11 protein-coding genes are annotated in these 12,086 nt (G+C 70.5%); 10 read left to right on the top strand and 1 reads right to left on the bottom strand.

Going from position 1 to position 12,086, the window contains the following annotated elements; all coding sequences use genetic code 11:
- Window positions 1-2: 2 nt before the first annotated feature.
- From uvrA to AOA12_RS12690, 10 genes are all read left to right on the top strand, one after another.
- Window positions 3-2,900, top strand: a complete 2,898-nt coding sequence (gene uvrA / locus AOA12_RS12735) for an excinuclease ABC subunit UvrA (protein ID WP_082406232.1) — start codon at window positions 3-5, stop codon at window positions 2,898-2,900.
- A 1-nt stretch (window position 2,901) separates the two neighbouring features.
- Window positions 2,902-4,800, top strand: coding sequence for an excinuclease ABC subunit UvrC (uvrC, locus tag AOA12_RS12730; protein WP_054683289.1), 1,899 nt, complete (start codon window positions 2,902-2,904; stop codon window positions 4,798-4,800).
- A gap of 28 nt (window positions 4,801-4,828) precedes the next feature.
- Window positions 4,829-5,701, top strand: coding sequence for an RNase adapter RapZ (rapZ, locus tag AOA12_RS12725; RefSeq protein ID WP_054683286.1), 873 nt, complete (start codon window positions 4,829-4,831; stop codon window positions 5,699-5,701).
- A gap of 42 nt (window positions 5,702-5,743) precedes the next feature.
- A complete protein-coding gene (gene whiA / locus AOA12_RS12720) occupies window positions 5,744-6,721 on the top strand; it encodes a DNA-binding protein WhiA (RefSeq protein WP_054683284.1) in 978 nt (325 codons plus the stop codon).
- 101 nt (window positions 6,722-6,822) lie between these two features.
- Complete coding sequence (locus AOA12_RS12715) at window positions 6,823-7,443, top strand: superoxide dismutase (protein ID WP_054683282.1); 621 nt, start codon at window positions 6,823-6,825, stop codon at window positions 7,441-7,443.
- 134 nt (window positions 7,444-7,577) lie between these two features.
- Window positions 7,578-8,582, top strand: a complete 1,005-nt coding sequence (gap, locus tag AOA12_RS12710) for a type I glyceraldehyde-3-phosphate dehydrogenase (RefSeq protein WP_054683280.1) — start codon at window positions 7,578-7,580, stop codon at window positions 8,580-8,582.
- Window positions 8,583-8,591: 9 nt separating this feature from the next.
- Window positions 8,592-9,806, top strand: a complete 1,215-nt coding sequence (locus AOA12_RS12705) for a phosphoglycerate kinase (protein ID WP_054683277.1) — start codon at window positions 8,592-8,594, stop codon at window positions 9,804-9,806.
- Window positions 9,797-10,585 carry a triose-phosphate isomerase gene (tpiA, locus tag AOA12_RS12700; protein ID WP_054683275.1) on the top strand — a complete coding sequence of 263 codons (789 nt, stop codon included), beginning with the start codon at window positions 9,797-9,799 and terminating at the stop codon, window positions 10,583-10,585. The genes AOA12_RS12705 and tpiA overlap by 10 nt, the downstream gene beginning before the upstream one ends.
- 101 nt (window positions 10,586-10,686) lie before the next feature.
- Window positions 10,687-10,941, top strand: a complete 255-nt coding sequence (secG, locus tag AOA12_RS12695; protein ID WP_054683273.1) for a preprotein translocase subunit SecG — start codon at window positions 10,687-10,689, stop codon at window positions 10,939-10,941.
- The gene (locus AOA12_RS12690; protein ID WP_054683271.1) at window positions 10,941-11,300 is read left to right on the top strand and encodes an RNA polymerase-binding protein RbpA; all 360 of its coding nucleotides are present in this window, start codon (window positions 10,941-10,943) and stop codon (window positions 11,298-11,300) included. The genes secG and AOA12_RS12690 overlap by 1 nt, the downstream gene beginning before the upstream one ends.
- On the opposite strand, the gene pgl is transcribed toward AOA12_RS12690, so the two are convergent.
- Complete coding sequence (gene pgl, locus AOA12_RS12685; RefSeq protein WP_054683268.1) at window positions 11,301-12,077, bottom strand: 6-phosphogluconolactonase; 777 nt, start codon at window positions 12,075-12,077, stop codon at window positions 11,301-11,303.
- Window positions 12,078-12,086: the final 9 nt, after the last annotated feature.

Below are 12,086 nucleotides of genomic sequence, written 5' to 3'. Positions count from 1 at the left end.
GCGTGCCGATCGTCCCTGTTGCCTCAGCCTCGAAACTCAGCGTCCGCGGAGCCCGCGTCCACAACCTCAAGAACGTGGATCTCGACATCCCGCGCGATGCGCTCGTGGTGTTCACGGGTCTCTCCGGGTCGGGCAAGTCGAGCCTCGCGTTCGACACGATCTTCGCCGAGGGCCAGCGCCGCTACGTCGAGTCGCTGAGCGCGTACGCGCGTCAGTTCCTGGGCCAGGTCGACCGTCCCGACGTCGACTTCATCGAGGGACTGTCGCCCGCGGTCAGCATCGACCAGAAGTCGACCAACCGCAACCCGCGCTCGACCGTCGGCACGATCACCGAGATCCACGACTACATGCGCCTGCTGTGGGCGCGCATCGGCGTGCCGCACTGCCCCGAGTGCGGCGAGCGCATCCAGCGGCAGACCGTGCAGCAGATCGCCGACCAGCTCGCGGAGCTGCCCGAGCGCACGCGCTACCAGATCGTCGCGCCGGTCGTCACGCAGAAGAAGGGCGAGTTCGTCGACCTCTTCAAGGAGCTGAGCGCGAAGGGATACGCGCGTGCCGTCGTCGACGGCGAGCTCGTGCAGCTCGCCGAGCCGCCGGCGCTGAAGAAGAGCTACAAGCACGACATCGCCGTCGTCGTCGACCGCCTCGTCGCGGCCCCCGACCTGCTCGGCCGCATCACCGACTCCGTCGAGACGGCGCTGGGTCTGGCCGGCGGCATCGTGCAGGTCAACTTCGTCGACGAGGAGGGCGACGCGGCGTGGCAGAGCTTCAGCGAGAAGCTCGCCTGCCCCAATGGGCACCCGCTGCAGCTGACCGAGATCGAGCCGCGCACCTTCTCGTTCAACGCGCCGTTCGGCGCGTGTCCCGCGTGCTCGGGCCTCGGCACGCGCATGTCGGTCGACGTCGACCTCATGCTCGGCGACGAGGAGCTCTCGATCGCCGAGGGCGTGATCCTGCCGTGGACGACGCAGGGCAAGGGTCTGTACCAGTACTACGAGCGGCTGCTGCAGGGCCTCGCCGACGACCTCGCCTTCGACCTCGACACCCCCTGGCGCGACCTGCGCGTCGACGTGCAGCAGGCCGTGCTGCACGGCGAGAACTACAAGGTCACCGTGAAGTGGCGCAACAAGTACGGCCGCGAGATGCGCTACTCGTCGGGGTTCGAGGGCGTCGTCCCCTACATCGAGCGCCAGTACCTGCAGGCCGAGTCCGACACCCAGCGCCAGCGCTGGGCCGAATACCTGCGCGAGGTGCCGTGCCCCGTCTGCGACGGCGCCCGCCTCAAGCCCGAGGTGCTCGCGGTGCTCGTGCACGGGCACTCGATCGCCGAGGCGTCGAACCTCAGCCTCGCCGAGGCGCACGCGTTCTTCGCCGACCTGCAGCTGACCGACCGCGAGGCGAAGATCGCCGCGCAGGTGCTGCGCGAGATCCGGCTGCGCCTCGACTTCCTCATCCAGGTCGGCCTCACCTACCTCAACCTGTCGCGCTCGGCCGGCTCGCTCTCGGGCGGTGAGGCGCAGCGCATCCGCCTCGCGACGCAGATCGGCTCCGGCCTCACGGGCGTGCTCTACGTGCTCGACGAGCCGTCGATCGGCCTGCATCAGCGCGACAACCGCCGCCTCATCGAGACGCTGCTGCGCCTGAAGAGCCTCGGCAACACCCTCATCGTCGTCGAGCACGACGAGGAGACCGTGCAGGCGGCCGACTGGATCGTCGACATCGGCCCGCGCGCGGGCGTCGACGGGGGAGAGGTCGTGCACTCCGGGCCGCTCGGCGCGCTCCTCGACGACGAGCGGTCGATCACGGGCGCCTACCTGTCCGGCCGGCGCAGCATCGCGACGCCGGCGAAGCGCCGCAAGATCGACCGGAAGCGGCAGATCAGCGTCGTCGGCGCGCGCGAGAACAACCTCAAGAACGTCTCCGTCGACTTCCCGCTCGGCGTGCTCACCGCCGTCACGGGCGTGTCGGGCTCCGGCAAGTCGTCGCTCGTCAACGACATCCTCTACGAGGTGCTCGCCGCGCGCCTCAACGGCGCCCGCACCGTCCCCGGCAAGCACACGCGCGTCACGGGACTGGAGCACCTCGACAAGGTCGTGCACGTCGACCAGGCGCCGATCGGCCGCACGCCGCGGTCGAACCCCGCCACCTACACGGGCGTGTTCGACCGCATCCGCACCCTGTTCAGCGAGACGCCCGAGGCCAAGGCGCGCGGCTACCAGCCGGGCCGCTTCAGCTTCAACGTCAAGGGCGGCCGCTGCGAGGCCTGCTCGGGCGACGGCACGATCAAGATCGAGATGAACTTCCTGCCCGACGTCTACGTCGACTGCGAGGTCTGCCACGGCAAGCGCTACAACCGCGACACGCTGAGCGTGCACTACAAGGGCAAGAACATCGCCGAGGTGCTGGAGATGCCGATCGCCGAGGCGGCGGAGTTCTTCGAGCCGATCCAGGCGATCCACCGCTATCTCAAGACGCTCGTCGACGTGGGCCTCGGCTACGTGCGCCTGGGCCAGTCGGCCACGACGCTCTCGGGCGGCGAGGCGCAGCGCGTCAAGCTCGCGACCGAGCTGCAGCGCCGGTCGAACGGGCGCAGCATCTACGTGCTCGACGAGCCGACGACGGGCCTGCACTTCGAAGACGTCAGCCGCCTGCTCGAGGTGCTGAACGGCCTCGTCGACAAGGGCAACTCCGTCATCGTCATCGAGCACAACCTCGACGTCATCAAGTCGGCCGACTGGGTCATCGACCTCGGGCCCGAGGGCGGCTCGGGCGGCGGCGAGATCATCGCGACCGGCACGCCCGAGCAGGTCGCGAAGGCCGAGGGGAGCCACACGGGCGCGTTCCTCGCCGAGATCCTGCCGGCCGCCGCCTCGACGCGATCGTCGCGCAGGGCGAGCTGAGATGGCATCCCCCCTGCCCTACAAGCCGAAGCCGGGGGAGATCCCGACCTCTCCCGGCGTCTACCGCTTCCGCGACGCGCAGGGGCGCGTGCTCTACGTCGGCAAGGCCAAGAACCTGCGCGCCCGGCTCTCGAACTACTTCGCCCCGCTGCACACGCTGCACGAGCGCACGCGCCGCATGGTCACGACGGCCGCCTCGGTCGAATGGACCGTCGTCCCGACCGACGTCGACGCGCTGCAGCTGGAGTACACCTGGATCCAGGAGTACTCGCCGCCCTTCAACGTGCGCTACAAGGACGACAAGTCCTACCCCTACATGGCGGTGACGCTCGCCGACGAGGCGCCGCGCGTCATCGTGACGCGCAACCGGCGCATCAAGGGCGCGAAGTACTTCGGCCCGTACCCCAAGGTCTGGGCCGTGCACGACACGATCGACCTGATGATCAAGGTCTTCCCGATCCGCACGTGCAGCGACTCCTCGTACAAGAAGGCGATGGCCAGCGGCCGGCCCTGCTTCCCCGGCCAGATCGGCCGCTGCGGCGGGCCGTGCTCGATGCGCGTCACGATCGAGGAGCACCGGGCGATCGTCGACGACTTCGTCGCCTTCATGTCCGGCAGCGACCAGCGCTTCACCCGCGAGCTCACGGCCCGCATGCACGAGGCGGCCGCCGTCTTCGACTACGAGAGCGCCGCGATGTACCGCGACAAGCTGCAGTCGATCGAGGCCGTGCTCAGCAAGAGCGCGCTCGTGCTGAGCGAAGACACGGATGCCGATCTCTTCGGCATCGCCGAGGACGAGCTGTCGGCGGCCGTGCAGCACTTCATCGTGCGCGGCGGCCGGGTGCGCGGCGTGCGCGCCAGCACGATCGACAAGGAGCTCGACATCTCGGGCGCCGAGCTCGTCGACCAGGTGCTGCAGCGCGCCTACGGCGACGCGACCGACATCCCGCGGCAGGTGCTCGTGCCCCAGCTGCCCGAGGACGCCGCCGAGATCGAGCAGTGGCTCGCGGCGCACCGCGGATCCCGCGTGACCGTGCAGGTCGCCCAGCGCGGCGCCAAGGCCGAGCTCATGCGCACCGCGACCGTCAACGCGCAGCAGGCGCTGCTGCTGCACAAGACCCGCCGCACGAGCGACTACACGGCGCGCACCAAGGCCCTCACCGACCTGCAGGAGGCCCTCGGCCTCGACGAGGCGCCCCTGCGCATCGAGGGGTTCGACGTGTCGCACCTCGGCGGCACCAACGTCGTCGCCTCGATGGTCGTGTTCGAGGACGGGCTGGCCCGCAAGGACCAGTACCGCTCGTTCGGCATCACCGAGACCACCGACGACACCGACTCGCTCTACCAGGTGCTGACCCGCCGTCTCGCCCGGCTCGACGACGAGGAGAGCCCGGTCGCCGTCGCCGAAGAGGAGACCGAGGGCTCGGCCCGCCGGCGCCCGCGGTTCGCGTACCGCCCGCAGCTGCTCGTCGTCGACGGCGGCAAGCCGCAGGTCGAGGCCGCCGCCCGCGCCCTGCACGACGCGGGGCACGACGAGATCGCGCTGTGCGGCATCGCCAAGCGGCTCGAGGAGGTATGGCTCCCCGGCGAGGACTTCCCCGTGATCCTGCCCCGCACGTCCGAGGCGCTCTACCTCCTGCAGCGCCTGCGCGACGAGGCGCACCGGTTCGCCATCACGCATCAGCGCCGTCGCCGCAAGCGCGACATCACGACCGTGCTGAGCGAGGTCCCCGGCCTCGGCCAGGCGCGGATCACGGCGCTGCTGCGCCACTTCGGGTCGGTCGCGAAGCTGCGCGCCGCGACGCCCGAGCAGCTCGAGGAGCTGCCGGGCATCGGGCCGGCGCTCGCCGCCGCGGTGCACGCGCATCTGGCCGACCCCCGGGCGCCCGGCACTGACTAGGCTGATTCCCGGGAGAGGGAGACACACCGTGGACGTTCAGTCGCTGCGAACCGAGGTGCTCATCGTGACCGGCATGTCGGGGGCGGGACGCACGACCGCGGCGAACGCGCTGGAAGACCTCGACTGGTACGTCGTCGACAACCTGCCGGCCCAGATGCTCGGCCCCCTGCTCGAGCTGAGCGAGCTCGCCGGCGACGCGATCCCGCGGCTCGCCGCCGTCGTCGACGTGCGCGGACGCGACATCGCCTCGCTGCCCGACGTCGCGCGCTCGCTGCGTGACGCGCGCTCGCTGCGCGTGCTGTTCCTCGACGCCTCCGACGACGTGCTCGTGCGCCGCTACGAGGCCGTGCGGCGGCCGCACCCGCTGCAGGGCGAGGGCACGCTGCTCGACGGCATCCGGCTGGAGCGCGAGCGGCTCGCGTCCATCCGTGAGGCGGCCGACATCATCGTCGACACGAGCGCGCTCAACGTGCACCAGCTGTCGACGCACGTCGTCGACCTCTTCTCCGACGACGGCGACGCGCGGCACGCGATGACCGTGATGAGCTTCGGCTTCAAGTACGGCCTGCCGACGGATGCCGACCTCGTCGCCGACATGCGCTTCCTCCCCAACCCGTTCTGGAAGCCCGAGCTGAAGGCTCTCACGGGCGAGGACGAGGCCGTCCGCGAGTTCGTGCTCTCGCAGCCCGGCGCGCAGGAGTTCATCGACGCCTACGCGGCCGCGCTCGCCCCCGTGCTGGAGGGCTACCAGCGCGAGAACAAGCGGCACTCCGTCGTCGCCGTCGGCTGCACGGGCGGCAAGCACCGCTCGGTCGTCACGACGATCGAGCTCGCCCGCCGGCTCTCCGAGGTGCCGGGCGTCGCCGTGCGCATCAAACATCGGGACCTCGGTCGGGAGTAGGGTGGGAGGTCGTTCTCATTCGTCTCAGCCGTAAGGATCTCTGTGTCATTGACCGATTCCGTCAAGGACGAACTGGCCGCCGTTCGTGACCCCCGCCCCACCGCACGGGTCGCCGAGCTGACGGCGCTGCTGCGCTTCGCGGGCGGCCTGCACTCGATCGCGGGCCGCGTCGCGATCGAGGCCGAGCTGGAGAGCGACGTGCTGGCGCGGCGGACGGCGCGCGATCTCATGGAGATCTACGGCGTGCGGCCCGAGCTGCACCGCGTGCAGGCGTCGAGCGGCCGCAACGGCGGGCGGTTCGCCGTGCGCGTCATCGAGGGCGGCGAGACGCTCGCCCGCCAGACGGGCCTGCTCGACCAGCGCCGGCGCCCCGTGCGCGGCCTGCCGAACCGCCTCACGACGGGCGCCCGCCCCGACCTCGCCGCGATCTGGCGCGGCGCGTTCCTCGCCGCGGGCTCCCTCTCCGAGCCCGGGCGGTCGGCCGCCCTGGAGATCGCCTGCCCGTCGGCCGAGGCGGCGATGGCGCTCGTCGGCGCCGGAGCCCGCATCGGCATCTCCGCCAAGGCGCGCGAGGTGCGCGGCCTGCCCCGCGTCGTCGTCCGCGAGGGCGACGCGATCCGGATGGCGCTCGCCGAGATGGGCGCGCAGCGGACGGCCGCCGAGTGGGAGCAGCTGCGGCAGCGCCGCGAGGTGCGCGCCGGCGTCAACCGGCTCGTCAACTTCGACGACGCGAACCTGCGGCGCTCCGCGCAGGCGGCCGTCGCCGCGTGCGCGCGCGTCGAGCGCGCGCTGGAGATCCTCGGCGACACCGTGCCCGACCATCTCCGGCAGGCGGGGGAGCTGCGGCTCGCGCACCGCGACGCGAGCCTCGACGAGCTCGGACACCACGCCGACCCCCCGCTCACGAAGGACGCCGTCGCCGGTCGCATCCGCCGGCTCCTCGCGATGGCCGACAAGAAGGCCGCGACCGACGGCGTGCCCGACACCGAGTCGGCCGTGCCCGCCAACGTCGAGGATTGACCAGTATGACAGTGCGCGGCCCACGCGTCGCAGGCGCTCAATAGGATGGTGTCGTCCCCCTAGGCCGCGTCGGCGCGGCTCTGATCGGAAGAAGAGAGACCATGGCCAAGTACACCCTCCCGGACCTCGCATACGACTACTCGGCGCTCGCTCCGCACATCAGCGCGACCATCATGGAGCTGCACCACTCGAAGCACCACCAGGCCTACGTCACGGGCGCCAACACGGCGCTCGACCAGCTCGCCGAGGCACGCGAGAAGGGCGACTTCGCGAACATCAACAAGCTGGAGAAGGACCTCGCGTTCAACCTCGGCGGTCACACCAACCACTCCATCTTCTGGACCAACCTGTCGCCGAACGGCGGCGACAAGCCCACGGGCGATCTCGAGTCGGCCATCGACGACCACTTCGGCTCGTTCGACAAGTTCCAGGCGCACTTCACGGCCGCCGCGCTGGGCGTGCAGGGCTCCGGCTGGGCCGGCCTGTTCTGGGACTCGATCGGCGAGAACCTCATCATCCAGCAGTTCTTCGACCAGCAGTCGCAGTTCGCCGCCGGCACCGTGCCGCTGCTGCTGCTCGACGTGTGGGAGCACGCCTACTACCTCGACTACAAGAACGTGCGCGCCGACTACGTGAAGGCGTTCTGGAACATCGCCGACTGGGCAGGCGTCGCCGAGCGCTTTTCGACGGCACGCGACAAGACGGCCGGACTGCTCGCGTAGTAGGGTCGAACCACGGTGAGGATGCCGCCCTCCTTCGGCACGGCCGAGGATGACGGCATCCTCATTCTGTCCATGAAGATCGTCCCGGAGTGCTGACCTGCACCTCCCGGCGCGACCAAGAAACGGGAGACATCGTGTCTGTCAAGATCGGCATCAACGGCTTCGGCCGCATCGGACGCAACTACCTCCGCGCAGCCCTCGAGCAAGGCGCGGACCTCGACATCGTGGCGGTGAACGACCTCACCGACAACAAGGCCCTCGCCCACCTGCTCAAGTACGACTCGATCCTCGGGCGCCTCGGCCAGGAGGTCACCTACTCCGAGGACTCCATCACGGTCGGCGACAAGACCATCAAGGTCTTCGAGGAGCGCGACCCCGCCAACCTCCCCTGGGGCGAGCTGGGCGTCGACATCGTGATCGAGTCGACCGGTCGCTTCACCAACGCCGCCGACGCCAAGAAGCACCTCGACGCGGGCGCGAAGAAGGTCATCATCTCGGCCCCGGCCAAGGGCGAGGACGCGACGTTCGTGCTCGGCGTGAACGAGGGCGACTACGACCCCGCCGCGCACAACATCATCTCCAACGCGTCGTGCACCACGAACTGCCTCGCGCCGCTCGCGAAGGTGCTGAACGACGAGTTCGGCATCGTCCGCGGTCTCATGACCACGGTGCACGCCTACACCGCCGACCAGAACCTGCAGGACGGCCCGCACGAGGACCTGCGTCGCGCCCGCGCCGCAGCCATCAACATCGTGCCGACCAAGACCGGCGCCGCCCAGGCCGTCGCACTGGTCATCCCCGAGCTGAAGGGCAAGTTCGACGGCTACGCCCTGCGCGTCCCGATCCCCACCGGCTCGGCGACCGACCTCACCTTCGAGGCCGAGAAGCCCGTCACGGTCGAGTCGGTCAACGCGGCCGTCAAGGCCGCCGCGGAGGGCCCGCTCAAGGGCATCCTCGCCTACACCGAGGACCCGATCGTCTCGTCGGACATCGTGACCGACGCGCACTCGTCGATCTTCGACGCCGGCCTCACGAAGGTCATCGGCAACCAGGTCAAGGTCGTGTCGTGGTACGACAACGAGTGGGGCTACTCGAACCGCCTCGTCAACCTCACCGAGCTCGTCGCCAGCAAGCTCTGAGGTAGACACATGGCTCTGCGTACCCTCGATTCGCTGGGTCCGCTCGCCGGCAAGCGTGTCATCGTCCGTGTCGACTTCAACGTCCCCCTCAAGGACGGCGTCATCACGGACGATGGCCGCGTGCGGGCCGCGCTCCCCACGCTGAACCATCTCATCAACCAGGGCGCGCGGGTCATCGCGTGCTCGCACCTGGGCCGCCCCGACGGCGAGCCCAACCCGAAGTACAGCCTCGAGCCCGTCGCGCAGCGGCTCTCCGAGCTGCTCGGCAAGCCCGTCGCGTTCGCGAGCGACACGGTCGGCGCGTCGGCCGAGGCGGCGGTCGCCGCCCTCGGCGACGGCGAGATCGCCGTCATCGAGAACCTGCGGTTCAACCCGGGCGAGACGGCGAAGGACGAGGGCGAGCGCCGCGCGTTCGCCGAGCAGCTCGCCGCCCTCGGCGACGCGCTCGTCTCCGACGGGTTCGGCGTCGTGCACCGCAAGCAGGCGTCGGTCTACGACCTCGCCGAGCTGCTGCCGTCGGCCGCGGGCCTGCTCATCGAGAAGGAGGTCGACGTCCTCGACCGCCTCACCGAGCGTCCCGAGCGTCCCTACGCCGTCGTCCTCGGCGGCTCGAAGGTCAGCGACAAGCTGGGCGTCATCGAGCACCTGCTCCCGCGCGTGGACAAGATCCTCGTCGGCGGCGGCATGCTGTTCACCTTCCTCGCCGCGCAGGGCCACCCCGTGGGCAAGAGCCTGCTGGAGACCGACCAGCTCGACACCGTCAAGGGCTACATCCGGACGGCGGCCGAGAAGGGCATCGAGCTGATCCTTCCCGTCGACGCCGTCATGGCCTCCGGCTTCGCGGCCGACGCCGACCACGTGGTCGCCGCCGCGGACGCGCTGGAGGACACGCCCTTCGGCGCGGACGGCATGGGCCTCGACATCGGACCGCAGACGGCGGAGCTGTTCGCCGCCGCGATCCGCTCGTCGAAGACCGTGTTCTGGAACGGCCCCATGGGCGTGTTCGAGATGGCCGCGTTCGCCGAGGGCACCCGTGCCGTCGCGCAGGCGCTCACCGAGGTCGACGGCCTGTCGGTCGTGGGCGGCGGCGACTCCGCCGCGGCCGTGCGTCAGCTCGGCTTCGCCGACGACCGGTTCGGCCACATCTCCACCGGCGGTGGAGCCAGCCTCGAGTTCCTCGAGGGCAAGAAGCTTCCCGGCCTGGAGGTGCTCGGATGGCAGTGAGCAGGACCCCGCTGATCGCGGGCAACTGGAAGATGAACCTCGACCACCTGCAGGCGGTCGCCCTCGTGCAGAAGCTGCACTGGACGCTGAAGGACGCCGATCACGAGACCGGCTCGGTCGAGGTCGCCCTCTTCCCGCCGTTCACCGACATCCGGTCCGTGCAGACGCTCATCGACGCCGACAAGATCCCCTTCGCGTTCGGCGCGCAGGACCTGTCGGCGCACGACTCCGGCGCCTACACGGGGGAGGTCTCGGGGGCGTTCCTGAGCAAGCTCCAGTGCCGGTACGTCATCATCGGCCACTCCGAGCGTCGCGAGTACCACGCCGAGGGCGACGACCTCGTCGCCGCGAAGGTGCAGGCCGCGCTGCGGCACGGGCTCGTGCCGGTGATCTGCGTCGGCGAGACCCTCGAGCAGCTCGAGGAGTTCGGCGCGTCGGCCGTGCCGGTCAGCCAGCTGAAGGCGGCCCTCGCGGACGTGCCGGCCGACGCCGACATCGTCGTGGCCTACGAGCCGGTCTGGGCGATCGGCACCGGCAAGGTCGCGACGTCGGCGCAGGCGCAGGAGGTCTGCGCGGCGCTGCGCGCGGTCATCGCCGAGTCGCTCGGCGACGAGGCAGCGGCGCGCACGCGCGTGCTCTACGGCGGCTCGGTGAAGTCGAGCAGCATCGCGGGCCTCATGCGCGAGCCCGACATCGACGGCGCGCTCGTCGGCGGCGCGAGCCTGCTGGCCGACGAGTTCGCGGCCATCATCCGCTACCAGAAGCACGTCGGCGTCTGACACGCGGCGTGGTGCGGGTGCGCGGAAGAGCGCACCCGCACCACGCCGGTATACTGATCCCTTGTGCGATCCGCACGATCGCCGCGAAAGGCCTCAAAACTGTGCAGCTTCAGATCCTCGAGTACATCCTGCAGATTCTGCTGGGCATCACCAGCCTTCTGCTGACCCTGCTGATCCTGCTCCACAAGGGGCGCGGCGGCGGCCTCTCCGACATGTTCGGCGGCGGCATGAGCTCGTCGCTCGGCGCCTCGGGCCTCGCGGAGCGCAACCTGAACCGGTTCACCGTGATCCTCGCGCTCGTGTGGTTCCTCACCATCGTCGCGCTCGGCCTGATCACGAAGTTCCAGGGCATCTGATGGCGACGGGAGGCAACGCGATCCGGGGCACCCGCGTCGGCGCGGGCCCGATGGGCGAGCAGGATCACGGCCACCACGCCGACCGCATCGCCGTGTCGTACTGGGACGCGCTCGGCAACGAGACGGTGCGCTACTTCGCCGCGGGGATCAGCGAGGAGGAGATCCCCGAGACGATCGACTCGCCGCACTCCGGCCTGCCCGCCGGCCGCGACAGGGAGAACCCGCCCGCGCTGACCAAGACCGAGCCGTACAAGACGCACCTGGCCTACGTCAAGGAGCGCCGCACCGAGGAAGAGGCCGAGGCCCTGCTCGACGACGCGCTCAAGCAGCTGCGCGAGCGCCGCGGTCAGACGGACTGATCAGTCCTCGTCCTGTTCGATCAGGTCGGCCGGGACGTCGCGCGCGGCCGCGCGATCGATGAAGAACACCGTGTCGAGCTGGCCCTTGGCGCCCGCGGCGGGCACGGTCTCGTAGCTGGCGCCCGCGAGGGCGAGACCCAGCGCCGACGCCTTGTCGGCGCCGCCGACGACCATCCACACCCGCTGCGCCGCGTTGATCACGGGGCGCGTGAGGCTCACCCGCTCCGGCGGCGGCTTGGGGGAGTTGCGCACGGGCACCGTCGAGCGGTCGCGCACCTGGATCTCGCCCCGGTCGGGGAAGAGCGACGCCACGTGCCCGTCGGGGCCCACGCCGAGGAAGCACACGTCGAACGAGGGCCACGCCTGCGCCTCGCCTCCGAAGCGCGCGAGCTCCACGGCGTACGCGTCCGCGGCCTGTTCGAGCGTGACGCCCTCGTCGGACGCCGCGATCGCGTGCACGTGGGAGCCGGGCACGTCGATGTGGCGCAGGAAGGCGGCGCGTGCCGCCTGCTCGTTGCGCTCGGTGCTGTCCCACGCGACGAAGCGCTCGTCGCCCCACCAGAAGTGCACGCGCGACCAGTCGATCGTGAGCCGGTCGGGGTGCATGCCGATCGCCTCCAGCACGCGGGTTCCCGTCGTGCCGCCCGTGAGCGCGACGTGGGCCGTCTCCCCGCTCGCGATCGTCGATCCGATGACGTTCAGAAAGCGCTGCGCGACGGTCAGGGCCAACTGGGTCGCGTCGGCGCTGACGACGACGCGCTTCTCGCTGCGGTTCACGGCTTCTTC

The organism is Microbacterium sp. No. 7 (genome assembly GCF_001314225.1).
Classification (GTDB): domain Bacteria; phylum Actinomycetota; class Actinomycetes; order Actinomycetales; family Microbacteriaceae; genus Microbacterium.
Note: the sequence above shows the minus strand (reverse complement) of the source record. Positions and strands in the feature narration are given on the sequence as shown.